This window comes from Micromonospora sp. DT231, assembly GCF_049847025.1.
GTDB lineage: Bacteria > Actinomycetota > Actinomycetes > Mycobacteriales > Micromonosporaceae > Micromonospora.
Map to the genome: position 1 here is coordinate 1 of NZ_JBNCNO010000018.1, position 23591 is coordinate 23591.

The 23591-nt window shown below is 72.8% G+C and carries 25 protein-coding genes; 12 read left to right on the forward strand and 13 right to left on the reverse strand.

Annotated elements, in window-relative coordinates:
* Positions 1-118: 118 nt before the first annotated feature.
* The 3 genes from ACPXBU_RS31525 to ACPXBU_RS31535 all read right to left on the reverse strand — a co-directional run bounded on the left by ACPXBU_RS31525 (position 119) and on the right by ACPXBU_RS31535 (position 2859).
* The gene (locus ACPXBU_RS31525) at positions 119-1051 is read right to left on the reverse strand and encodes an RIO1 family regulatory kinase/ATPase (RefSeq protein WP_393362895.1); all 933 of its coding nucleotides are present in this window, start codon (positions 1049-1051) and stop codon (positions 119-121) included.
* 237 nt (positions 1052-1288) lie between these two features.
* Positions 1289-1933: an HAD family hydrolase gene (locus tag ACPXBU_RS31530; protein ID WP_393362898.1), complete on the reverse strand. Its 645-nt coding sequence runs from the start codon at positions 1931-1933 to the stop codon at positions 1289-1291.
* Between the two features lie 65 nt (positions 1934-1998).
* Positions 1999-2859, reverse strand: a complete 861-nt coding sequence (locus ACPXBU_RS31535) for a carbon-nitrogen hydrolase family protein (protein ID WP_425760992.1) — start codon at positions 2857-2859, stop codon at positions 1999-2001.
* 77 nt (positions 2860-2936) lie between these two features.
* Between ACPXBU_RS31535 and ACPXBU_RS31540 the strand changes: the two genes are divergently transcribed.
* From ACPXBU_RS31540 to mug, 6 genes are all read left to right on the forward strand, one after another.
* Positions 2937-3509, forward strand: a complete 573-nt coding sequence (locus ACPXBU_RS31540) for a TetR/AcrR family transcriptional regulator (RefSeq protein WP_357069874.1) — start codon at positions 2937-2939, stop codon at positions 3507-3509.
* Between the two features lie 81 nt (positions 3510-3590).
* Complete coding sequence (locus ACPXBU_RS31545; RefSeq protein ID WP_425760993.1) at positions 3591-4526, forward strand: TIGR04222 domain-containing membrane protein; 936 nt, start codon at positions 3591-3593, stop codon at positions 4524-4526.
* Positions 4523-5341, forward strand: a complete 819-nt coding sequence (locus tag ACPXBU_RS31550; protein WP_425760994.1) for a DUF692 domain-containing protein — start codon at positions 4523-4525, stop codon at positions 5339-5341. Before ACPXBU_RS31545 ends, ACPXBU_RS31550 begins: the two co-directional genes overlap by 4 nt.
* Positions 5338-5883, forward strand: a complete 546-nt coding sequence (locus ACPXBU_RS31555) for a hypothetical protein (RefSeq protein ID WP_425760995.1) — start codon at positions 5338-5340, stop codon at positions 5881-5883. The genes ACPXBU_RS31550 and ACPXBU_RS31555 overlap by 4 nt, the downstream gene beginning before the upstream one ends.
* On the forward strand, positions 5868-6629 hold the full coding sequence (locus tag ACPXBU_RS31560) for an SDR family oxidoreductase (RefSeq protein WP_425760996.1): 762 nt from the start codon (positions 5868-5870) through the stop codon (positions 6627-6629). The genes ACPXBU_RS31555 and ACPXBU_RS31560 overlap by 16 nt, the downstream gene beginning before the upstream one ends.
* On the forward strand, positions 6626-7246 hold the full coding sequence (gene mug, locus ACPXBU_RS31565; protein WP_425760997.1) for a G/U mismatch-specific DNA glycosylase: 621 nt from the start codon (positions 6626-6628) through the stop codon (positions 7244-7246). Before ACPXBU_RS31560 ends, mug begins: the two co-directional genes overlap by 4 nt.
* Here mug and ACPXBU_RS31570 read toward each other — a convergent pair whose 3' ends face one another.
* Positions 7247-9973: a tetratricopeptide repeat protein gene (locus ACPXBU_RS31570; protein WP_425760998.1), complete on the reverse strand. Its 2727-nt coding sequence runs from the start codon at positions 9971-9973 to the stop codon at positions 7247-7249.
* Positions 9974-10237: 264 nt separating this feature from the next.
* On the opposite strand from ACPXBU_RS31570, the gene ACPXBU_RS31575 reads away from it, so the two are divergent.
* From ACPXBU_RS31575 to ACPXBU_RS31585, 3 genes are all read left to right on the forward strand, one after another.
* Entirely contained in the window at positions 10238-10522 is a 285-nt protein-coding gene (locus ACPXBU_RS31575; RefSeq protein ID WP_425760999.1) for a hypothetical protein, read from the forward strand.
* A 71-nt stretch (positions 10523-10593) separates the two neighbouring features.
* On the forward strand, positions 10594-11208 hold the full coding sequence (locus ACPXBU_RS31580; RefSeq protein WP_425761000.1) for a hypothetical protein: 615 nt from the start codon (positions 10594-10596) through the stop codon (positions 11206-11208).
* Between the two features lie 608 nt (positions 11209-11816).
* Positions 11817-12290: a hypothetical protein gene (locus ACPXBU_RS31585; protein ID WP_425761001.1), complete on the forward strand. Its 474-nt coding sequence runs from the start codon at positions 11817-11819 to the stop codon at positions 12288-12290.
* Positions 12291-12306: 16 nt separating this feature from the next.
* On the opposite strand, the gene ACPXBU_RS31590 is transcribed toward ACPXBU_RS31585, so the two are convergent.
* Both ACPXBU_RS31590 and ACPXBU_RS31595 read right to left on the reverse strand, forming a co-directional pair.
* The gene (locus ACPXBU_RS31590; RefSeq protein WP_393362920.1) at positions 12307-12603 is read right to left on the reverse strand and encodes a chorismate mutase; all 297 of its coding nucleotides are present in this window, start codon (positions 12601-12603) and stop codon (positions 12307-12309) included.
* A gap of 550 nt (positions 12604-13153) precedes the next feature.
* Positions 13154-13573 (reverse strand): hypothetical protein, encoded by a 420-nt coding sequence (locus ACPXBU_RS31595; RefSeq protein WP_425761002.1) that lies wholly within the window; start codon positions 13571-13573, stop codon positions 13154-13156.
* A gap of 221 nt (positions 13574-13794) precedes the next feature.
* Between ACPXBU_RS31595 and ACPXBU_RS31600 the strand changes: the two genes are divergently transcribed.
* Positions 13795-14205 carry a hypothetical protein gene (locus ACPXBU_RS31600; protein WP_425761003.1) on the forward strand — a complete coding sequence of 137 codons (411 nt, stop codon included), beginning with the start codon at positions 13795-13797 and terminating at the stop codon, positions 14203-14205.
* 39 nt (positions 14206-14244) lie between these two features.
* Here ACPXBU_RS31600 and ACPXBU_RS31605 read toward each other — a convergent pair whose 3' ends face one another.
* The 3 genes from ACPXBU_RS31605 to ACPXBU_RS31615 all read right to left on the reverse strand — a co-directional run bounded on the left by ACPXBU_RS31605 (position 14245) and on the right by ACPXBU_RS31615 (position 17377).
* On the reverse strand, positions 14245-16221 hold the full coding sequence (locus ACPXBU_RS31605; RefSeq protein WP_393364481.1) for an ABC transporter ATP-binding protein: 1977 nt from the start codon (positions 16219-16221) through the stop codon (positions 14245-14247).
* A gap of 114 nt (positions 16222-16335) precedes the next feature.
* Entirely contained in the window at positions 16336-17103 is a 768-nt protein-coding gene (locus ACPXBU_RS31610) for an enoyl-CoA hydratase/isomerase family protein (RefSeq protein WP_393362931.1), read from the reverse strand.
* A gap of 46 nt (positions 17104-17149) precedes the next feature.
* Positions 17150-17377 carry a helix-turn-helix domain-containing protein gene (locus ACPXBU_RS31615; RefSeq protein WP_007462679.1) on the reverse strand — a complete coding sequence of 76 codons (228 nt, stop codon included), beginning with the start codon at positions 17375-17377 and terminating at the stop codon, positions 17150-17152.
* Between the two features lie 215 nt (positions 17378-17592).
* Between ACPXBU_RS31615 and ACPXBU_RS31620 the strand changes: the two genes are divergently transcribed.
* Positions 17593-18192, forward strand: a complete 600-nt coding sequence (locus ACPXBU_RS31620; protein WP_425761004.1) for a cadmium resistance transporter — start codon at positions 17593-17595, stop codon at positions 18190-18192.
* A gap of 99 nt (positions 18193-18291) precedes the next feature.
* Here ACPXBU_RS31620 and ACPXBU_RS31625 read toward each other — a convergent pair whose 3' ends face one another.
* Complete coding sequence (locus ACPXBU_RS31625; RefSeq protein WP_425761005.1) at positions 18292-19896, reverse strand: ABC-F family ATP-binding cassette domain-containing protein; 1605 nt, start codon at positions 19894-19896, stop codon at positions 18292-18294.
* A 264-nt stretch (positions 19897-20160) separates the two neighbouring features.
* Here ACPXBU_RS31625 and ypfJ point away from each other — a divergent pair, with 264 nt between their 5' ends.
* A complete protein-coding gene (ypfJ, locus tag ACPXBU_RS31630; protein WP_425761006.1) occupies positions 20161-21081 on the forward strand; it encodes a KPN_02809 family neutral zinc metallopeptidase in 921 nt (306 codons plus the stop codon).
* 144 nt (positions 21082-21225) lie between these two features.
* Here ypfJ and ACPXBU_RS31635 read toward each other — a convergent pair whose 3' ends face one another.
* The 3 genes from ACPXBU_RS31635 to ACPXBU_RS31645 form a co-directional block, all read right to left on the reverse strand.
* Complete coding sequence (locus ACPXBU_RS31635; RefSeq protein WP_393362943.1) at positions 21226-21585, reverse strand: YybH family protein; 360 nt, start codon at positions 21583-21585, stop codon at positions 21226-21228.
* Positions 21586-21706: 121 nt separating this feature from the next.
* Complete coding sequence (locus tag ACPXBU_RS31640; RefSeq protein ID WP_425761007.1) at positions 21707-22360, reverse strand: acVLRF1 family peptidyl-tRNA hydrolase; 654 nt, start codon at positions 22358-22360, stop codon at positions 21707-21709.
* 81 nt (positions 22361-22441) lie between these two features.
* The gene (locus ACPXBU_RS31645; RefSeq protein WP_425761008.1) at positions 22442-23074 is read right to left on the reverse strand and encodes a LysE family transporter; all 633 of its coding nucleotides are present in this window, start codon (positions 23072-23074) and stop codon (positions 22442-22444) included.
* Between the last annotated feature and the right edge of the window lie 517 nt (positions 23075-23591).

Below are 23591 nucleotides of genomic sequence, written 5' to 3' on the forward strand. Positions count from 1 at the left end.
CGCGACCAGGCGCGCCACGACGTCAGCGCCGCCGAGGCGTTGCGCGCCCAGGCCGAACGCGACCGGGACCAGGCCCGCGGGGGGGGGGGGGGGGGCGGGGCCCCCCCCCCCGCTCCGATCAGCGCAGACCCGCCTCGCCCAGCAGCTCACCTGTCAACGTGCCGGGGTCGACCTGCTCGGCGGGCAGACCGCGGGCCGCGAACCAGGCGCCGACCACCCGCACGTCACGGGCCAGGAACTCGGGCCCCTGCGGGTTCGCCACCACGTCGACCACCTGCGGCAGGTCGATCACCACCAGGCGCCCCTGGTGCACGAGCAGGTTGTACGGCGACAGGTCGCCGTGCGCGTAGCCGGCCCGGGCCAGCACCCGCAGCGCCTCCACCAACTGCGCCCACAGGTCGCGCAGCTCGGCCGGACCGGGTCGCAGCTGGGCCAGACGGGGTGCCGCCTCCCCCGACTCGGCGTCACCGACGAACTCCAGCATCAGCTCGGTGCCCCGCAGTTGCACCGGGTACGGCACGGCGATCCGGTCGTGCCCGGCGCTGATCTCCCAGAGCCGGGCCAGGGCGGCGAACTCGGCGGCGGCCCACTGCCCGGCGATCATCTGCCGGCCGAACGCCGTCCGGCTGGCCATGGCCCGGTTCTCCCGGGAGCGGCGCACCCGGCGGCCCTCCAGATAGCCGGCATCGCGGTGGAACAGGCGGTGCTCGGGGTCGCGGTAGCGCTTGACCGCCAGCAGACAGGACCTGTCGGTGTCGGGCACGGCCCGGCGGACCAGGTGGACGTCCGCCTCCTTGCCGGTCTTCAGCACACCCAACTCGGTGTCCTTGGCGGCCAACTCGGTGACCAGCCAGCCCGGGTGCGGCTGGGGCCCGTGGACGGCGTCGTCCCAGGACGACCAGCGTTCGCCGGTGTCCGGGTCAGGGTCGCTGTCCGGGTCCGCGGGCGGCTCGGCGTGCCGCCCGCGTTTCAGAAACTGTGGTTCGTCGTCGTCGAAGCGGCTCTTGCCGCGGCTCCGGCGCTCCAGCGCCGGAAGGTCGTGATCGCGCACTGTGGTGAGGTTCCCTTGGTCGAGGCTGAGAAAGGCAGCTGGAGGTGACCTGCGAAGACGGCCATGGCCGACCTCCTCTTCTCTCGACCGGACACCTGCCCGGGATGCACCATGCGCCGACAATGCTCACCGCGGCGCGTCGGCCGGTCAACCGAATTACCGGCCGCGTCCGCGCGGCGTCAGCATTACCGGCCGCGTCCGCGCGGCGTCAGCATTACCGGCCGCGCCCGCGCGGCGTCAGCGGGCCAGGATCGTGGCGACCGCGGCGATCAGCCCGTCCGCGGTGCGGCTGGGCGCGAACCGGACGTCCGACCAACTGCGCCCCCGGTGCAGCCAGACGCTGGGCAGCCCGACCGCGGCGGCGCCACCGATGTCCGCCTCCGGGCTGTCGCCGACCACCCAGGCGCCGCGCAGCGGCATCCGGACCCGCTGGGCGGCGAGCGCGAAGATCCGCGGGTTGGGCTTGCTGACCCCGCACTCCTCGGAGATCACCCAGTCGGCGACGTAGCGGTCCAGGCCGGTCTGGCGAATCTTGGCGTCGTCGACGCGTACCGTGCCGTTGCAGACCACCACCGGCACCCAGCCGGCGTCGTCGGCGATCCGCAGCGCGCAGGCGGTCAGCGGGTCGAGCCGGGTCTGCGCCACCACCCCGTCGTGCAGGTCCTCCACCAGGTCGATCGAGGGGATGCGCAGCTCGTAGCGGTCCCGGATGGCGTCGGCGAGATCCCAGCGGTCGGTCAACCCGTCGGCGTCGATCGAGATCAGCCAGTCGATGTCGGCGGGGGGCGCTCCGATGCCGTCCAGGAAGCGCTCACCCCAGCGGCGGAACGGCCCGGCGCGGTCCAGCAGGGTGTTGTCCAGGTCCAGCAGGAGCAGTGGCACTCGGGCACCCTACGGGACCGACGTGTCCGCCAACAGATCCTGCGGGTACCGACCTGACGATGTGCTCAGCCGGACATCGACGACCGAGGGCCGCCCTGGTCCGCGAGCCGATCGGCGAGCATCGAATGGGCCGACCGGGTGGCCGCGAGCACGGTCGGGTCCAGCGTCGCCACCAGCACCGCCGTGCCGTCGTCGGCGCCCCGGTCGAGCACCCGTCCCTGCGGGTCGTAGATCGCCGCGCCGCCGTTGAACCGCCACGGGTCGACGCCGCCGACCGCGTTGGCGAAGACCACGAACATCGTGTTGTCCAGGGCTCGCGCGGCGTAGTAGAGGTCCCGGCGGTGCTCGGAGCCGGCCAGGTATCCGCTGGGGCACAGGTAGGCGTGCGCGCCGTCGAGGGCGGCGGCCCGGCCGTGCTCCGGGAAACAGCCGTCGTAGCAGATGCCGAGGCCGAGCCGCCAGTCGTCGACGAGCAGCGTGGCGCCCCGATCGCCGGCGCTGAACAATTCGCGCTCGTCGCCCCACAGGTGCTGCTTGTCGTACCCGACCCGGACGGTGCCGGCCCGGTCGACCACGAGCGCGGCGATGGTCCGCCGCCGGTCCGGGTGCCGGGCGGCGGCGCCGACGAGCACGCTGACGCCGGCCTCGCGCGCCGCGACGCGCAGCGGGTCGAGCCGGGGATCCGCGACGTCACCGGCCGGATCGGCCGTGACGTCCGTGCCGGCCGGGTCGGCGGCGAGGGTCGGCGGGTGGTACGCGCAGAGGAACAGCTCCGGCAGGACGGCCACCCGGGCGCCCCGGTCGGCGGCTCGGCGCACCAGGTCGGCGGCGGCGACCGCGTTTCCGGCGACGTCTCCCGGCGTGGGCGTGGCCTGGACGGCGGCCACGGTCAGCGGGGCGGTGGGCACGGTGCGGGGCGGGGTCACCGGGCGATGGTAGACGGCGACGCTCCAAGCCGTACGTACGGTTTGCATGCCCCGGGGTGACCTGCGACGATCGACGCGTGCCCAGAGTAAGCCAGGACCAGCTCGACGCGCGCCGGCAGGAGATCCTCACCGCCGCGCGGGCGTGTTTCGCCCGGCTCGGCTACGAGGGAGCGACAGTACGCCGCCTCGAGGAGGCCACCGGCCTGTCCCGCGGCGCCATCTTCCACCACTTCCGCGACAAGGACTCACTCTTCCTGGCCGTCGCCGAGGACGATGCCGCCGCCATGGTCGAGACGGTGGCCCGCAACGGTCTGGTGCAGGTGATGCGCGACCTGCTCGCCCGCGCCATGTCGCCGGACACCACCGGCTGGCTGGGCAGCCAACTGGAGGTCTCCCGCCGGCTGCGCACCGACCCGGCGTTCGCCAAGCGCTGGGCCGAGCGGTCCGCCGCGATCGCCGAGGCGACCCGGGACCGGTTGGCGCGCCAGCGCGACGCCGGGGTGCTGCGCGAGGACGTCCCGATCGACGTGCTGGCCCAGTTCCTGGAGCTGGCCTACGACGGCCTGGTGCTGCACCTGGCGATGGGCCGACCGGCCGGTGACCTGGGGCCGGTGCTCGATCTCGTCGAGGAGGCCGTTCGCCGTCCCTGACCGGGTGGGCACCGGTCCGCCGACCGTGGCGACGCTGCTCCACAATGGGGCCGCCGATCCCTCCGGCGACAGGAGCAGTCAGTGATCGTCATCGCCGCGTCGAGCGACACCTGGGGCATCCCCGGCCCGACCTTCCTCCGGTACTACCTCCTGGCGGCCGCCGTGGCGGTGGCGGTCGTGGCCTACTACCGGATCCGCCCGCTGACCGCCCCGGGGCGGACCGCCCACGATCCGCTCGGGCCGCAGCAGGTCGCGTACCTCAACGGCGGCCCCCAACTCGCCATGAACGCCGCGCTGGGCGGGCTGCGCGGCGGCGGTGCGATCGCCGTGCGACCGGACCGCCGGCTGACCACCGTCGGCGCCACGCCGTCCGGGCTGACGCCGCTGGAGCAAGGCATCCACTGGGCCGCCCACCACCACTCGCGGGTCCGGGACCTGCGGCAGCACCGCCACGTACGCTCCGCGCTGGACCAGATCCGCAAAGACCTGGAGCAGCGCGGGTTGCTGACGAACCACAGGCAGCGGGAAGGTTACGGCTTCTGGATCGCGTTCCTGGCCATCCTGCTGGTCCTCGGTGTGTTCCGGTTGATCGCTGGACTGGTCAACGGTCACCCGGTCGGTTACCTGCTGCTGACCCTGGTCTCGCTCCTCGCCATCGTGCTGGTGCTGCGCCGGGCACCCCTGCAGACAAGGGCCGGACGCGCCGCGCTGCGCGACGTCCGCCGCCAGCACACCCACCTCGAACCCGCCTCCGCGCCTGCCTACGCCACCTACGGAGCGGCCGGCGCGGCGATGGGCGTGGCCCTGTACGGCACCGCCTCGCTCTGGGCGCTCGACCCCGGCTTCGCCGAGCAGGCCGAGATCCAGCGCCAGGCCATCTCCAGCAGCGGCGGTTCGACGGGCGGCTCCGACGGCTGGGGCGGCGGAGGCGACAGCTCCGGCGGTGGCTCCGATGGCGGCAGCTCCTGCGGTGGTGGAGGTGGCGGCTGCGGCGGTGGCGGCGGGTGCGGCGGATGACCGGGCCGTCCGGGGTGGGCATCGGCTGGCGGTCGGAGATCGCCGGCTTCGTGGCCGAGCTGCCGGGGCTGCGCTTCGTCGAGGTGGTGGCCGAGGCGGTGTCCGCCACCGGGCCGCTCCCGCCCGGCCTGACGCAGCTGCGGGAACGCGCGGTGACAGTCGTACCGCACGGGGTGCGGCTCTCCCTCGGCGGCGCGGAGCCGGTCGACCCGGCCCGGGTCGCGCACCTGGCCGCGGTGGCGCACCGGCTGGACGCGCCGCTGGTCAGCGAGCACATCGCGTTCGTCCGGGCGGGCGGCCTGGAGGCCGGGCACCTGCTGCCGCTGCCGCGTAGCCGGGAGGCGGTCGCCGCGGTCTGCGCAAACGTGGCACGGGCACAGGCCGAGCTGCCGGTGCCGATCGCGCTCGAACCGATCGCCGCGCTTGTCGACTGGCCCGACGACGAGTTGGACGAGGCGGACTTCCTCACCGAGATCCTCGACCGCACCGGGGCGCTGTTGCTGCTGGACGTGGCGAACGTGCACGCCAACGCCCGCAACCGGGGCACCGACCCGCTGGCGTTGCTGGACCGGCTGCCGCTGGAGCGGGTCGCGTACGCCCACGTGGCCGGCGGCGCGGAGCACGGCGGGTTCTACCACGACACCCACACCGACGCGGTGCCGGCGGTGGTGCTGGAGCTGGTCGAGGCGCTCTGCGCCCGACGGCGACCGCCGGCGCTGCTGCTGGAGCGCGACGGGCACTACCCGCCGGCCACCGAGCTGCGCGCCGAACTGGACGCCCTGGCCGCCGCGGCGGGCTTCCCGGCCGTGACATGACGGGCCCACCCGACGGCGACGCCGCGCCCACGCCCCGCGCGGGGCTCGCCGAGCGGCAGGCCGAACTGGTCGCGGCGCTTGTCGCCGGGGGTAAGCCGCCAGCGGGGTTCGCGCCGGGCCCGCTGGCCGCCACCCGCGCGGCCCTGCTGCGCAAGCGGGCCGGCGAGGTGGCCCGGCACTGGCCACTGCTCGCCGCCGGCCTCGGCCCCGGATGGTCGACCACATTCGCCGACTGGGCCGCCCGGCGACCCACCGCCGGATCACTGCGCGACGGTTGGGATTTGGCCCGCGAGCTGCACGACAAGCAGGCGCTCCCCCCGGTGGCCGCCGACGAGTTGGCCGTCCGGGAGGCGCGCCTGCGCTACGACGGGCTCCGGGCGCCGCGCCCGCGCCGGGCGCCGGCGGTGGGCCGCGCCGGCGGCGCCGTCGCGGTGCAGATCGCCGGCCGGGTACGCCTGCTGCGCCCCGCCCCACGGGTATCCGACCTCGCTGGCGACGCCGTAGCGGATGCGGCAAGATCGGAGTCATGGACCTCGGACTGACCGACCGCGTGTACGTGCTCACCGGCGCCTCCCGCGGTCTGGGTTACGCGACCGCGCAGAGCCTGGTCGCCGACGGTGCGCGGGTGGTGCTCTCGGCCCGGGATCCGGAGGCGGTGGCCGCCGCCGCGCAGCGGTTGGGTGGCCCGGAGCACGCCGTCGGGGTGACCGCGGACCTGACCGACCCGGAGACCCCGGGGCAGCTCGTCGCCACCGCCCGGGAGCACTTCGGCCGGCTCGACGGCGCGCTGATCTCGGTCGGCGGCCCACCGGCGGGCAACGCCGCGGCGATCACCGACGAGCAGTGGCGGCTCTCCTTCGAAACGGTCTTCCTGGGCACCATCCGTGCGGTCCGCACCATCGCCGCCGCGCTGCCCGAGGGCGGCGCGATCGGGCTGGTGCTCTCCACCTCGGCGCGCGGGCCGGTGCCCGGCCTGGGCATCTCCAACGGTCTACGGCCCGGCCTGGTCGGCGCGGCCAAGGACATCTCCGACGACTACGGCCCGCGCGGGGTCCGGGTGGTCGGGCTGTTGCCCGGCCGGATCCTGACCGACCGCAACCGGGAACTCTTCGCCGCGACCGGCGACCCGGAGCAGGCCCAGGCCACCGCGGAGGCCAGCATCCCGCTGCGCCGCCTCGGCGACCCCGCCGAGTTCGGCCGGGTGGCCGCGTTCGTGCTCTCCCCCGCCGCGAGCTACCTCACCGGGATCACCCTGCCGGTCGACGGCGGCGCGCTGCGCGGGCTGTGACAGCCGAGCGGGCCCGAGTTGCCCGGCCGGTGACGCCCGGTTCGGTCCGGCCGAGTCGCGCGGACCTGGCGGCGGCCGCCGACCGGACCATTCCCGACGTCCTCGCGCCGGGACTGACGGTGCTCTTCGTCGGCATCAACCCGGGCCTCTGGTCGGCCGCCACGGGCTGGCACTTCGCCCGGCCCGGCAACCGGTTCTGGCCCGCCCTGCACCGAGGCGGGTTCACCCCCCGTCTGCTGCACCCGAGCCAACAGGACGAGCTGCCCGCGCTCGGGCTCGGCATCACCAACATGGCCGCCCGGGCCAGCGCCCGCGCGGACGAGCTGAGCACCGAGGAACTCCTCGACGGCGCGGCGATCCTGACCGACAAGGTCGCCCGGTACCGACCGCGCTGGGTGGCGGTGGTCGGGGTGACCGCGTACCGGATCGGTTTCCGACGACCGAAGGCCACCTTCGGGCCGCAACCGGAGCCGCTGGCCGGCGCCCGACTGTGGGTGCTGCCCAACCCGAGCGGCCTGAACGCGCACTTCACCCCGGTCACCCTGGGCCTGGCCTTCGCCGAGCTGCGCGTGGCGGCGTCCGGTGCCTCCCCGGCGTCCGGGCGCCCCACGGGCTGATCAGTGACGGAGGTCCCTCCGTGGGTGGGCGACTGCCGTCAGCGGCCGCGGGCGGGCGCGCCCCGGTGAGGCGTCGCCGATCGCGGCCCGGTCGACGGCGCCCTGGACCAGGTCCGCCTCCGGCAGGTTCAGGGCACGGAACTCGTGCACGGCCCGCTCCCGGTGTTCGCGGGCGGCAACCGGGTCGCCCAGCTCGGCGTAGGCGTCGCCCAGGTACCGCTGGGCCCGCGCCGCCTCGTGCCGGTCGCCGGTACGCGCGGTGTGCTCGGCGGCCTCCCGATGGCACTCCAGGGCCTGATCCGGGTGGCCGGTACGGAGCAGCGCCACGCCCAGGCTGTTGAGCACCTCGGCCTGCAGCACCCGGTCGGCGATCACCCGGCTCGCGTCCAGGGCCCGCGTCAGCACCGCGATCGCCTCGACGACCTCGCCCAGGTCGAGCAGGCAGGCGCCGGTACGGCTCAGCGACCGGCACTCGTCGGCGCGGTTGCCCGTACTGTCGAACGTCTCCAGGGCCTGTTGCAGCAGCGGGATAGCGCGGGACGGTCGCCCCGCACGCTCGTGGACGAACGCGAGCCCCTTGAGCGCCGCGCCCTCCCCGGTACGGTCGCCTGTCGACCGGCCGATCTCCAGGGCCTGCTCCAACATCTCGATCGCCTCCTCGAACCGCCCGGTCCAGGCCAGGCTGCGCCCCACGTTCGTCAGGACCCGGCCCTCGGCCACCCGTGCGTTGATCGCCCGCAGCCGGTCCACCGCCTGCCGCGACCAGAACAGCGACTCCTCGTAGCGGCCGAGACGCTCGTAGGCGAAGCCCAGATTGCACATCACCCGACCCTCACCGGCCTGGTCGTTCAGCTCGGCGAAGACGGCAAGTGCCGCGAGGTAGTGCTGCACGCCGTCCAGCAACTGGCTCGACATGTCGTGGCAGAGCCCGAGCGTGCTGAGCACGTCGGCCTCGCCCTGCCGGTCGCCGAGCTCCCGGAATCCGCGCAGCGCCTCATCGAGGCAGCTCAGCGCCTCGGTGTGGAAGCTCGTCCAGGCATAGTTGGCCCCCAGGTTGAGCAGGGCCGTGCTGCGCCCGGCGAGGTCACCCAGCTTCCGGGCGGCCTCGGCGGCGGCGACCTGCAGCTGCTCGTTCGCCCCGAAGTGCCCGCCGGCCTGCAGGTGGTGTCCGAGGATCGCGGCCATGTCGACGACCCGCTCCGGCCCGGCCGCGCTCGCCACCGCCAGCAGGTTCGTGCTCTCCTCACCGAGCCAGGTCAGCGCGTCCGGGTGCGGGAAGTAGTCGGCCGGCCCGGTGCCCCGGTCCGGCAGCCACCGGTACGGGTACAGCTCCCGGATCGCCGCCGCCGCGGTGGCCACGTAGTGGTCGAACACCCGGGCCAGCGCCGCGTCCCGGGCTGGCTCGTCCTCCCGCACGGCCAGGTCCCGCGCGTACGCCCGGAGCAGGTCGTGGAAGTCGTACGCGTTCGGCCCGCGCTGCTGCAGCAGGTTCTGGTCGAGCATCGACTCCAGGAACGCCTGCGCGGCCGGTGGGGTCAGCCCGGTCAGCGCCGCCACCGAGCCCGGGGTCAGCGCGTCGCCGGGGTGCAGGGCCAGCAGCCGGTAGTGCCGCTTCTGCTCGTCGTCCAACTCGCGATAGGACAGCTCGAAGACGGCGCGGACCGTGCTGCCGCCGGCGGACAGCCCGTCCAGCCCGTGCGTCCGCAGGTACTCCACCAGGTTCTGCACGGTCCACGAGCTGCGTGCCCGCAGGCGTTGCGAAGCCAGCGCGACCGCGATCGGCAGGTGGCCGCAGAGCTCGGCGACCTCGGTGGTGGCGCGCATGTCGGCGACCTTGTCGGCGCTGGCCGTGGTGCGCAGCATCCGCAGCGCCTCGTCCGGGCTGAACGCGGGCAGCGCGATCTGGCGTACGTGCGAGAGCCCGGCCAGGCTGCGCCGGCTCGTCATGATCGTCAGGCTGTACGGGCTGGTCGGCAGCAGATCACGCACCTGCTCCTCGTTCGCCACGTTGTCCAGCACGACGATCGCCTCGCGCCCGGCGAGCCGGTCGCGATACATGGCGGCCCGCCCGTCGAGGTCGGCCGGGATGCGGGAGCCGGGCACCCCGAGGCGCCGCAGGAACGAGTCGAGCACCTCGCCCGGGTCGATCGGGGCGCGCTGCCTGTCGAAGCCGCGCAGATTGGTGAACAGTTGCACGTCCGCGTACCGGCCGTCGCGGATCAGTTCGTGAGCGACCCGGATGGCGAACTGGGTCTTGCCGATGCCGGCCATGCCCTCGACCACGACCACAAGCGGGTGTGGGGAGTGCCCGGCCTCGTCGATCCACGAGCGCAGGCCGGCCATCTGCGGCTCGCGGCCGACGAACCCGGCCAGCTCGTGGGGTAGCTGACGCAGCGCCTCGACCGACTCGGAACGCTGGGTGGCGGCATGCGCGGTGATGCACGCGTCGCGCCACGCGGCGACCTGGGCGGGGTCCAGCCCCAGCGCCCGGACCAGCCGGACGACCAGGTCGATGTCGAGGCGACGGCGGCCGGTCTTGAAGATGTCGGCGACCGTGCTGTGCGAGACCGCGACGGCCTCCGGGTCGGCCGAGATGCGCTTCGCGAGAACCCGGTACGACGGCATGTTCGCCCAGTTCCAGAGGCTCTTCAGGGCGCCGACGAACTCGTCGACGGACCGCGGCTGGCCCGGGCCGGGCGTCGGCGGGCGGCTGGTGTCGTCGTTCATCGGCGTGCCTTTCCCCGTGGGCGGCGCCGGGCGTACGGATTCGTACGGACTACTCGCTCCGTCGCCCCGGACACCGGCAGAGTCCTGGTCGGACATCTCCCTGCTCACGCACGACAAACCCCGCTACGAGCAGTACGCGTCGATCGGGTTGGTGCGCCACCTGCTGCGGGTCGCAGGGCAACACCGCCACACCGGCCGAGCGCGCGCACGTCTGTCTGGTCTTCCGCCGGATCCTGGAGGGACGACTGGAGTTCGAGTTGGCCGGTGGTGGCCGATCTCGGCGACAGCCCGGCCGAGCGGGGCCTGCGCGATGAGATCGTCACCCTGGACCAGCGGATACGCGCGTGGCGTGCCTTCCATACCAGGCAGCTCGCGGGGCGGCAGGATCCGGGGTATCTGCCGGCGGGCGCGGCCGCATCCGGCGGCACGTCCGGGTATCCCTATCTGGCTGCGCAACGGCCACCGCGAGCCTCGGCGATGGAAAGAGGACCGAAGCGCGATTCGGACCACCAGGCACCCTCCGGCGATTGCAAGACAGGTTCGCGCTGAATTTTATTCCTCCGCCGCACGTCGTCGCGGAATGCATGTCAGTTGTCCCAGTCAATGGAACGGAATGGAATATGAAGGCCGAGCGAAGCGCCACGTTGCGTGACCGATTCCCGGATCTGCAATTCGCCATGATCACGGACGTGGTGATCGACGCCGATTTCCCGACCAGGGCGGCTGCCCTGGACGTGGCCGCGACGGTCGAGCGGGACGCGGACCGGATCGAGCGGGCGGTCGCGGCGGCCGACACGTTCTTCCGGGCCGAGGGTCACCGCTGTCCCCTGCCCGGCCAGCTCGCCGGCACCCGGCGCAAGGGCCTGCCCCCGGTGCCGTCGCTCGTCCGCGCGCTGCTCTACGCCGAGATGAGCACCGGCGTGCTGCTCGGCGTCCAGGACGCCGCGGGGATGCGGGGCGACCTCCTGCTCGACCTCGCCCAGGACGGGGAGACCTTCGCGGGAATGCGCGGTGACGTGGTGTGCCGGGCCGGTGAGCCGGTGATCCGCGACGGGGCCGGGATCATCGCCTCCGTCTTCCAGGGACCCGACCACCGGACCCGGATCGACGACGGCACCACCCAGCCGATCTTCTACGCCTTCGGCGTGCCGGGGCTGGACCGGGAGCGGCTCGACGCGGCGATCACCGCCGTACGGGAGCTGTTCCCGGCCGGCAGCGCGGTCGTCCACGGCTGAAAGGAACCGCCATGTCCACCTCACCCCTGCTGATCGTGGTCTGCCCGATGGACCGGGAGACCCGTTCGCACATGCTGGAGTCGGTCGGCGCCCACCACCGGGTCTGGCTCTTCGTCGACACCGAACCCCACCTGGGAGAGTGCCCACGCGGCCGGTCACACCGTGATCGACACGCTCGACGCGGACCGGATGACCGAGCAGGCCCGCCGGCTCGCCCCGGACGCGATCGTCTGCTGGGACGAGACCCGGATCCTGGCCGCCCGCAGCGGCGGTGACCTGATCTCGTACCTCGGTCGTCTGGTGACCGGCGCGGACGCCGCGCTGGCGGCGGCGTCCCTCGCCCTCGGGGAGCGCCCGGAGCCCGGCCCGGCCGGGTATCCGGCGGCGGCCGTGCGGTTCCTCTACCCACAGGTGGAGACCGTGGTCGGCGAGGTGGAGATCGCCGCGGACCGGCTGCCGTCCGGGATCGTGCTGGCCCGCGCCCTAGCCGGCCCCGGGCACGTCCTGGAGTTGCCGCCCGCCCCGCACACCGGCCGGTACGCGGTCCTGGTCGCCGTGGGCGGCAGCATTTCCCCGCCCATTCCTCGCATTTCTCCGGAGAGACCCCCATGCCTTTTTCCGATCCACCGGACGCGTCCCGCATCGAGGTGCGGACCCGGCAGACCGCCGTGTCCTGCCCGAACCCGCTCGCCGCCTGTCTGGCCCTGCGCCCCATCTTCGGAGCGGCCCGCGTCTACCTGCTCGAATCGCTGTCCGGACCCGCCTCCGACCGCAGGTCGGCGACCGTGGGCTTCCAGCCGCTCATGGAGATCTCGGTGCACCGGGGCGCCGTAGCGGTCACCGGCGTCGCCGCCGTGCGCGACAAGGCCGTGGCGGCCGGGATCGCCACCGGCACCCTGGTCGAGACCCCCGACGGCCTGCGTCTGCCGGACGACCCCGCGCTGTGGGGCTTCGTGCGGGCCGTGCAGGCCCGCTTCGACACCGGCGGCACGCCGCAGCCGGTGGCCGCCCTCGGCGTGGCCGCGCCGCAGACGGTGACGAGCCGTCGCGTCGCGGTTCGGGCCGCACCGATGCGGGCATGATGCCGTGCCGCGGCGATCAGTCGCCGGAGACGCGATGATGCTCGACGGTCTCCATGTCGATGAACGCCTGGATCATGCCGCGGTAGATCCGCTCGATCAGGTCCGGGTCCGCGCCGGCCGCACCGGCCAGGGCCCGGACCCGGGCCACCACCTGCGCCACCCGCTCCGGCGCCCGCACCGCCTGCCGGTCGGTCTTGAGCGGGGCGGCCTGCCGGACCAGGTCCGCGCGCCGGGCGAGAAGGCCGACGATCTCGGCGTCCAGGTCGTCGATCGCGGTACGGATGCCGGCCAGCGCCGGCGCGGTGTCTGCCATGCCGGAAATCTTCGCACGAACCACCGGATGCCCGGTTCGCTGTCATCCGGGCCGCTGACACACGGGAGGAGGGGCCGATGACCCCGACGACACCGCTCGGCCACCGACCGGCGGCCCGCCTCGCCCGCCAGCACCTGCTGCCGTGGCACATCGCCGTGGAGAAGGCGCGGCTGCTGAAATACCAGCGGATGCGACTGCTCAGCAAGCAGGAGGCGGCCGACATCGGCCGGCTGTTGCACGACGCCGGGCGCGCCGCGACGATCACCGGCGGCGGTCGGCAACTGGGATCTGTTCCTGCCCCAGCGGCGCCTGGTCCTCGTCGAGCACGGCGGCCACCACCTCAACGTCACCCGCCCCGACCTGCTCGCCTCGGTGATCGAACGGGACCTGGCCGCGCTGCGCCCGCCCCCGTAGGAGCCGGCCGGGTGCCGGCGGGCGGGTGCGAGGACCGCCGGCGACGGGTCCCTCGCTCCTCCTCGCCAGCGTTGGTGTTCGCACTGAGCTTGGTGTTCGCACTGAGCTTGGTGTTCGCACTGAGCAAAGGCCTGCCTCAGGACGTGCCTTTCGGGTTCGAGTTCTGAGGTGCTCCCAGTGCGACGAACCACGCGCCATCGACGCGACGAAGCCAGATGACATCGGAGTACGGTGACGCGTCCAACTGCCCGGACAGGGTCACCCGCACCTCGGCGGCGGACGCCGTCCTGTCGAACCGCCAATCCGACAGGACGAGGCGATCACCGCCAAGTGCGCTGATCCGCCGGTTGATCTCCGCCGCCGAATCGTTCTCCGGATTCGCGATATCAGCCAGCCTGCCGCGGTCCTTGTCGCGAAGGGCCGTCACGTAGTCGGCGACCACCGCCTCGGGCGAGGCTGCGCCGTCCGGACCCCTGGACCGGACACCGACAACCAGCCCGACGACCAGGCATGTTGCGACGACGGCGAGGGTAAGGATCAATGCTTTCCGGGTCATGCCCGGTGAGCCTACGTCCAGACATCGACATGGATCGGGCTGAGCGGATGTCGTTGGCGGCGGGTGGCGGCACCTCGTCGGCTCGGCATCAACCCGAACCTCTGGCCTTCGCCGAGCTGCGCAGGACGGCGTTCTGACGAGCGGTCAGCGACGGGCTTGTCCCACGGCACCGGCACACCTACCCTCGGCGCAGACCGCGACCGCGCCACAGTGGAGTGACAATGACGGATGTGTCCGCCGGCACGGCCCCGGGTTCGACAGTCGCGACCCCCACCGAGGTGTCCACCGGGCCGATCCGCACGCTAGTCGGCATCCAGTTGTACGCCGTGGCGGCCTACCTCGCCGCGGCCGTCGTGCCCTATCTGTGGGCCCCCCGGCCGTACCCGCCGACCTGGACCTTCATCGTGCCCGGCTGGCTGCTCGGCGTGCCGGGTTTCTACCTCACCCTGCTCGGGCCGGTGCCCGGCCTGCTGCTCGCGGTGGTCGGGGTCGGTGCGCTGGTGGCGACGCGCCGCCGCTGCCCGGCGACCCGGTACCGGTGGTGCGTCGCCTCCACCGCTCTCGTCGCCGCGTACGGCCTGTTCGCCTGCACGCCGTTGGCCAGCACCATCGCTGCCTTCGTGGCGGACTGAGCCGAGCACACCCGGTGTCGACGGCCAGGGCGTGTGAGATCAGTTGGCGGCGGCGGGTGGCAGCACCTCGTCGGCGCGGTACGTGCCCAGTGGCATGACCACCGGCTCGGGGCCGGTCGCGTCGACGAACGGGCGGGGCGAGTCGGCGACCGCGAACTGGGTCCGGTACAGCTCGGCGTAGAGCCCGCCGACCGCGACCAACTCGTCGTGGCGCCCTCGCTCGACGATCCGCCCACCGTCGAGGACCAGGATCTGGTCGGCGTCGCGGACGGTGGAGAGCCGGTGTGCGATGACAAGCGCGGTCCGCCCGGCCAGCGCCACCGACAGCGCCCGCTGCACCGCCGCCTCGCTCTCCGAATCCAGGTGTGCGGTCGCCTCGTCGAGGATCACGATCGACGGGGCCTTGAGCAGCAGCCGCGCGATCGCGATGCGCTGCTTCTCGCCGCCGGAGAACCGGTAGCCGCGCTCCCCCACCGTGGTGTCCAGCCCGGCGGGCAGCGCTCGGACCAGGTCGGCCACCTGCGCCCCGGCCAGGGCGGCCCAGATCTCGTCGTCGGTGGCGTCCGGCTTGGCGTACCGAAGGTTCTCGGCGATCGTCTCGTGGAACAGGTGCGAATCCTGCGTGACCACACCGATCTCGTCGCGCAGGGAGGTGAGCGTCGCGTCCCGCACGTCCACCCCACCGACAAGCACCTGCCCGTCGGTGACGTCGTAGATCCGGGAGATGAGCATGGACAGCGTCGACTTGCCGGCGCCGGACGGGCCGACGAGCGCGACCATCTGCCCCGGCTCGACGCTGAACGAGACACCCTTGAGCACCGGCTCGTTGACGGTCCGGTCCAGGGTGGCGACCTCCTCCAGCGAGGCGAGGGAGATCTCGGCGGCGCTCGGGTAGCGGAACCGCACATCCCGGAAGTCGACCCGGCCGGCGCCCCGGGGCACCGCCACCGCGTCCGGCTTCTCCACGATGCCCGGCTGGAGGTCGAGCACCTCGAAGACCCGGTCGAACGAGACAAGCGCGCTCATCACGTCCACCCGGACGTTGGAGAGCGCGGTGAGCGGCCCGTACAGGCGAGTGAGCAGCAGCGCGAGGGTCACCACGGTGCCCGCGCTGACGCCGCCGGTGACGGCGAGCCACCCGCCGAGGCCGTAGGTGAGCGCCTGGGCCAGCGACGCGACGAGCAGCATCGCCACGAAGAACGTGCGGGAGTACATCGCCGACTGGATGCCGATGTCGCGGACCCGCTCGGCCCGGTCGGCGAACCGGCGGGCCTCGATCTCCGGTTGACCGAAGAGCTTCACCAGCAGCGCGCCGGCCACCCCGAACCGCTCGGTCATGGTGGCGTTCATCTTGGCGTCGAGGTTGTACGACTCGCGCGTGATGTCGGCCAGCCGCCGACCGACCCGGCGGGCCGGGATGATGAAGATCGGCAACAGCACCAGCGAGAGCGCGGTGATCTGCCAGGAGAGGGTGAACATCACCGCGGCGGTGAGCACGAGTTGGATGACGTTGCTGACCACCCCGGACAACGTCGAGGTGAACGCCCGCTGGGCGCCCAGCACGTCGTTGTTGAGCCTGCTGACCAGGGCGCCGGTCTGGGTACGCGTGAAGAACTGCAACGGCATCCGCTGCACGTGGTCGTAGACCCGGGTGCGCAGGTTGAAGATGATGCCCTCGCCGATCCGGGCCGAGTACCACCGTTGGGCCAGCGAGAGCAGAGCGTCGGCGACCGCCAGCCCGGCGATGAACAGGGCCAGCTTCACCACGAGTCGGCCGGCCTCGGTGCCGCCCCGGTTGATGGCGTTGATGACGTCGCCGGCGAGCACCGGTGTGGCCACGCCGATGACGGCGGCCAGGACCACGGTGACCAGGAAGACGATGATGTCGCGCCGGTAGGGCTGGGCGAAGGCCACGATGCGTCGGGCGACCCCGCGCTTGAGCCGGTGGGTGGAGACCTCGTCGCTGTTGCGCATCGACCGGAGCATGCTCCACCCGGCCATGCCACCGCCGGACATCGGGTTGGACATCGCTCACCTCCGGGTCGTCGGGCGGACTGCACCGTCAGGCCAATTCTCCCGACGAGTGTGACAACCTCGGTCGTAACCCGGATCTTCCCGTCCGGTCCTTACCTATTCTCCCTGGCCAGCCAGATCGCGCAGTCGGCGGGTCTGCGCCTCCCGCTCGGCGCGCTGCTGGTCGGCGTGCGAGCGCCCGGCCGCGCCCGCCAGCAGCGCCTTGATCTCCACCACCGCGTCGCGGGCCCCGGCGAGCAGCCCGGCGGTCAGGTCCTGGACCGCGCCATCCAGCTCGGCCGGTGGCACCACAAGGGTTGCCAGCCCGATCCGGTCCGCCTCGGCGGCGTCCAGCCGACGGCCGGTCACGCAGATCTCCAGTGCCCGCGCGTAGCCGACCAGCTCCACGAGACGCTTCGTGCCGGCCAGGTCGGGCACCAGGCCGAGGGTCACCTCAGCCATCGACAGCTTCGCATCCGCGGCCAGCACCCGCAGGTCACAGGCCAGAGCGAGCTGAAAGCCGGCACCTATCGCGTGGCCCTGCACGGCCGCGACGGAGATGATGTCCGGCCGGTGCAGCCAGGTGAAGCCCGCCTGGAATTCCGCGATGCGCTCGGCGCACTGCTGCTCGGGCAGCGTGGCCAGCTCCGCGAAGGAGCCGGGGCCGGAAGCGCCAGCCACCGCGAGGTCGAGGCCGGCGGAGAACGCACGCCCCTCGCCCCGCACCACCACCACCCGCACGTCGCCGGGCAGCTCGCGGGAGAAGTCGCTCAGCGCCCGCCACATCGCAGGCGTCTGGGCATTGAGCACGTCGGGCCGGCACAACGTCACCGTGGCGACCGGCCCGTCGCAGGTCAACCGAACCCCGGTCGCTTCGGTGGTCACCTGGCGGCCCGGGGCGTGGCGCTTGTCGACGACGCGAGGAGGCGGGTCACGCCTTCTTGCGGCGCCGGGCACCGCCGCGCTGACGCAGCTGCACCCCTGACTCGGTGAGCACTCGGTGGATGAACCCGTAGGAACGGCCGGTCGAGGCCGCCAACGCGCGGATGCTCTCCCCCGACGTGTACCGCTTTACCAGGTCCTTGGCGAGCGTCTGACGCTCGGCTCCGACGATCCGGCGACCCTTCTCAGTGCTGGTGGCTGTGCCAGTGGCTGCCATGCTGTGTCCTCACGTCCCAGACTGTGCGGTTCGGATACGGTCCCACCTATTAGACCGCCTTGAACGATCATGCGCCAGATATCAACTCTTCGCCAACCGACACGCTATGCAATGTCAGCTTCCCGATAGAGTGATCCTGACAATCGACCCACCGTGCTCTCCAGGCGTACACCGGTCGCGTGCTTGTCGCCGGCGGCGACCCGTAGCCTTCGGTCGTGATCGACCTCCTGGGCACCGGGGCCGCGGCGGCAGCGGTCTTCGCCGCCACCGACATCGACGACATCGTCATCCTGACGCTGTTCTTCGTCGCGGCCCGCACCACCGGCCGGCCCCGACCCTGGCAGATCGTCGCCGGCCAATACCTCGGCATCGGCGCGCTCGCGCTGGCCAGCGCGGTGGTCGCGGCCGGCCTGCTGGTGGTGCCGGACCCGTGGACGGGGCTGCTCGGGTTGCTGCCGATCGCGCTCGGCGTACGCGCGCTACGGAGTTCCGACGACGACGAGACCCCCACGGTCGTCACCGGCCTGCTCGGGGTGGCCGGGGTGACGATCGCCAACGGCGCCGACAACGTGGCCGTCTACGTACCCGTCTTCCGGGCCCTCGGCGTGGCCGGCAGCGCGATCTACCTGCTGGTGTTCGTGCTGCTGATCGCCCTGTGGTGCGCCGCTGCCGCCTGGCTGGGCGGGCACCCCCGCGTGGTCCGGCTGGTCGAGCGCGCGGGCCACTGGCTGGTGCCGGCGATCTTCGTCGGCGTCGGGGTGGTGATCCTGGTCAGCTCCGGTGTGCTGGGTCGGCTCGTCGACCTGCTCGGCTGAGCACCGGCCCCGATCGGCCGCGCCCCACTCGGCCGCGGACCGCGGCCTGGTGAGCGCCGCGCCCCGCTCGGCCGCGGGCCGGCCGGCTGACGACGCCGGTCAGGCCAGTTCGACCAGTTCGAGCAGGTCGTCGCTCCAGGCGTCCTCGTCGCCGTCGGGCAGCAGGATCGCGCGGTCCGGCTTGAGCGCGAGCACCGCGCCCGGGTCGTGGGTGACCAGGACGATCGCGCCCGGATAGTTGGCGATGGCGTCGAGCACCTGCTCCCGGCTGACCGGGTCGAGGTTGTTCGTCGGCTCGTCGAGCAGCAGCACGTTGGCACCGGAACAGACCAGGGTGGACAGGGCCAATCGGGTCTTCTCACCACCGGAGAGCACCCCGGCCGGCTTGTTCACGTCGTCACCGGAGAAGAGGAACGCGCCGAGGATCTTGCGCAGGTCGGTGTCGGACTGCTCGACGGCGGCGGCGCGCATGTTCTCCAACACGGTCCGCTCCACATCCAGCGTCTCGTGCTCCTGGGCGTAGTAGCCCAGCCGCAGGCCGTGGCCCGCGTGCACCTCGCCGGTGTCCGGGCCGAGCAGCCCGCCGAGCATCCGCAGCAGGGTGGTCTTGCCGGCGCCGTTGAGCCCGAGGATGGCCACCCGGGAGCCCCGGTCCACCGCGACGTTCACGTCGGTGAAGATCTCCAGCGAGCCGTACGACTTGGACAGGCCGGTCGCCGTGAGCGGGGTCTTGCCGCACGGTGCGGGGTTGGGGAAACGCACCTTCGCCACCCGGTCGGCGACCCGCACGTCCTCCAGGCCGGAGATCAGCTTCTCGGCGCGGCGGGCCATGTTCTGCGCCGCCACGGTCTTGGTGGCCTTGGCCCGCATCTTGTCGGCCTGCGCCATCAACGCGCCGGCCTTCTTCTCCGCGTTGGCCCGCTCCCGACGGCGACGCCGCTCGTCGGTCTCGCGTGCCTCCAGGTACGCCTTCCAGCCCAGGTTGTAGACGTCGACCACGGAGCGGGTGGCGTCGAGGAACCAGACCTTGTTGACCACCGACTCCAGCAGCGCCCCGTCGTGGGAGATCACGATCAGGCCGCCCTTGTGGTTGGCGAGGAAGCCCCGCAACCAGGTGATCGAGTCGGCGTCGAGGTGGTTCGTCGGCTCGTCGAGCAGCAGGATGCCGCCGCCGTTCTCGCCCGCGTCGCGGAACAGGATCCGGGCCAGCTCGATGCGCCGGCGCTGACCGCCGGAGAGGGTGCCGATGGTCTGCGCGAGCGCCCGGTCGGGCAGGCCGAGGTTGGCGCAGATCCGGGCGGCCTCGGCCTCGGCGGCGTACCCGCCGAGCGCGGCGAACTGGTCCTCCAGCGCGCCGTAGCGGCGGACCAGCTTGTCGGTGGCGTCCTCGGCGAGCTGGGCCTCGATCTCCTGCATCTGGGACATCAGCACGTCCAGGCCGCGCGCGGAGAGCACCCGGTCGCGGCCGGTCACCTCCAGGTCGCCGGTACGCGGGTCCTGCGGGAGGTAGCCGATGGCGCTGCGCGTGTCGATCTGGCCGGCGTACGGCTGCCCCTCGCCGGCGAGCACCTTCAGCGTGGTGGTCTTGCCGGCGCCGTTGCGGCCGACCAGGCCGATCCGGTCACCCGGCTGCACGCGCAGGGTGGTGTCGGACAGCAGGATCCGGGAACCGGCACGCAGTTCCAGGCCGGTGGCTGTGATCATGTTTTCGGGCTCGCTCTCGGGGTCTGGAAGGCTGACTCGGGGCACGCGAAACGGCCGGCGGGCTCAAGGGGCCCGACGGCGCGGGGCGGTTCAGCCTTCGCAGCGCAGCACGGGGACAAGTGTACCGGGCGCCGCTGGACGGCCCGCCCGGATTACCGATCAAGATCATCGGGTAACGAACGCCTGTCCGGACCCCGTCCGGCACTTCAAGGGACGAACCGACACACAGACGACATTCACCGGTATACGGCGATCGGGGTCAGCATGGAACTCAACGAGCGGGCCGAAATCGACACCTCGCAGGTCAACGACGTGGGCCGCGGTGGCGGATCCGGCGGCGGCTTCGGCATCCCGATCCCCGGAGGTGGCGGCCGCGGCGGCATCATCGGCATCGTGGTGGCCGTGCTCGTCGCGCTGCTCGGCGGTGGCTTCGGCCTCAACGCCATGACCAACGGCGACGACACGGGCCAGGCCGGCGGCACCGACCTCAAGGAGGTGTGCGCCACCAGCAACCCTGAGCACCTCAAGGACCTGCGCTGCCGCAACGCGCTCTACGTCAACAGCATCCAGGGCTACTGGCAGACGGCGTACCCGGAGCTGGGCAACGGGAAGTACGAGCCGACAATCACGAACTTCTTCCAGGCCGCCGTGAACACCGGCTGCGGTCAGGCCGACTCGGGCGTCGGCCCGTTCTACTGTCCGGCCGACCGCAAGGTGTACATCGACCTGAGCTTCTACGACGAGCTGGCGTCGCGGTTCGGCGCCAAGGGTGAGTTCGCCCAGCCGTACGTGCTCGCCCACGAGTACGGCCACCACATCCAGAACCTGCTCGGCACCAACGCGAAGGCCGGCCAGGGCGACCAGAGCGGCCCCCGTTCCGCCTCCGTACGGCTGGAGCTGCAGGCCGACTGCTACGCCGGCACCTGGGCCAAGCACGCGACGGAGAGCAAGGACCGGACCGGCCAGGAGCCGCTGTTCACGTCCATTACCGAGACCGACATCAGCGAGGCCGTCAACACGGCCGAGGCGATCGGCGACGACAGCATCCAGGAACGCTCCGGCGGACGGGTCAACCCGGACCAGTTCACCCACGGCACGGCCGAGCAGCGCAAGCGCTGGTTCACCCAGGGCTTCGACCGGGGCGACCCGAAAACCTGCGACACCTTCGGCACCGACCAGCTCTGACCCGCCCCGTCCATCCGCGTCGATCATGGGGTTGTGGTGCCCGGTGTACGGGGCTACCCGGCCTTCGTCCACCACCACAACTCCATGATCGACGCGAGCTGGGTGGGGCGCGCGGGTCGGCGCGCGCGGGCTGGCGCGCGCTGGTTAGGGGAGCTGGGAGACCTGGTAGTGGCTTATCTGCCAGTCTTTGTCGGTGCGGCGCAGGACCACGCCGAGGTGGACCGGCAGGGGTGGCCGGTCGGTGAAGCCGAACTCGACCTCCAGGTAGCCGAGGACCACGTCGTCGGCCAGTCGGCGGGTCTCCCGGATGTCGTAGCTGGCGGTCAGGCCGAGCGGCTGTGCGGCGTAGTACGCGGCAACACCGTCGCGGCCGACCGTGTACGGACGCAACCCTTGGAAGATCGCGTCATCGGTGAAGCAGGATGCGACGCGATCCGGCTCGTGGGCGTCGACCGCGGCGCGCCACCGGTCGAGGACGGTACGCAGGATCTGGGCCTCGGGCATGATGATCTCCCTGCTGTCGCGGGTGGGCGAGCCACCTGCTCATCCTCCGGTCGCCAGCGCGGGCGTGGCACGGGAATCCGCTATCGCGCGCCGGCGCCGGCAGCGCCCGAGGTCATCCGGCTCACTCGGGAGCGGGGTCGCGGAGCCGGATCCACACCGCCCGGGCGGCACCCACCGCCGCCACCAGCACGGCGTGGCGCGGCTCCGGCACGTCGAGCAACCGCTCGGCCCGCAGCGGCACGAGCGGGGCCAACCGCCGGTCGGCCAGCACCGTGTCCACAGCCTTCCGGTCACCGCCGCAGACCAGCGCGTCCAGCGCCGCCACCTCCGGCAACAGCAGCCGTACCGCCAGGTCCGCCGCGTCGCCGAGCGCCGCCTTGGCCTGGTTGTCGCGCCGCCGGGCGAACCGGTGCTGTGACCATCCGCCCGCCGCGGTACGCCCCTGCACGTACCGGGTGTCCACCTTGGAGACGACGAGAGCGGCGCCCTCGGCCACGCCGACGGCCACCGCGCCCTTGCGGGCCAGCAGCAGACCGATCCGCCGGGGCGCGACGGCGTGGGCCACGAACCCGGGGACGTCGACGCTGGCCGGTGACCCCGGTGGGGCGTACAACTCGGCGGTGGACCCGTCCGGGGCGGCGAGCAGCAGACCGTACTCCCGCGCGGTGGTGGTGGGCGGGCCGTGCCGGTCGGCGAAGCCGTCGACCCAGCGACCGACGCGGGCCGGGTCGACCTCGACCCACCGCCCGCCCCCGGCTGCTGGTCGACTGGTCACCGCCCGACCGTACGGCACGATGAGCCCGCTCGGGCCGCCGGGCGGTGCCGCACGACACATCGGGGCGGGCCGCGGACCCGCTCAGCGCGGCAGCAGCGCGACCACCGCCAGCGCGGCGATCAGCGCGCTGGAAACCAGGCCGGTGGCCAGCCGCCCGCGCGGGCTGCTCAGCGCCCGACCGACCACCGTGCCACCGCCGGCGATGAGCAGTTGCCAACTCGCCGACGCCAGGAACACCCCCGCCACGAAGAGCGCCGCGGTGCCCGGGTCCGCGTCGGCGGTGCCACGACGGCCGAGCACCAGCGCGGTGAAGTACAGCACCGTCGTCGGGTTCAGCAGGGTCAACCCGAGCAGCGCCGCGTAGGCCCGCGCGGGCGTGCTCAACCCCCGCCCGACGGCCGCCGTCGGCGTCCGCCGCGAGCGGTGGGCGGCCCAGGTCCGCCACAGGCCGTGCCCGGCAAGCCCCAGCAGGACGACGGCGGCGACCACCCGCAGCGGCCCGGCGACCGGCCCGATGATCCCGGCCAGGCCCGCGCCGCCGAGCGCGGCGACCGCCGCGTAGAGCCCGTCGGCCGTCGCCACCGCGAGCGCCGCGGCCGCACCGACCCGAAACGAGGTACGCGCACTCAGGCCCAGGATCAGGATCGCGATCGCACCGACGGGGATCGCGACGCCGTAGCCGGCCACCAGACCGGCCAGGAACGCCCCGCTCACGATCGTCGGTGCCGGATCGAGGCCCGCCCGTGGACCGGCCGCTGTCGACGCACGGCAGTCGCCGCACGGACAAGGACCTGCATCGGGTACGCCTCAATCACACGCGCATCCTCCGCGCCGAGGCGGCGTCCCCGCCACCGCATTTCCACGCGGTCAGGGTGTGTCTCGCGAGAAGTTCGCGCCGATCTTGCAGTTTCGGTTGTCCATATAGGTGATATGCCCCTTGCGTCGGGACAGAAAGTGCAAGATCGCGGAGCGGAGGCAGTCCGGACCCGGCAAACACCTCATCCTGGTGCCGAGCTTGAGGCCTTTATGGGCGCCCTGCTGCATGCCACAACGTCGTGACCGGCGACGCGGCGTGGTTGACGCGCAATGGTCCCGCCTACGGCAACGGTGTGTCCTGGATCTCGACGTGGTTGCGTTGGCGCTGCGGCCGGCCCGGCACGACCTCGATCACCAACCGCCCCGTCAGGCACAGTGCACGAGCCGCCCCCCTTTGCTCTGCACCCCAATAGGC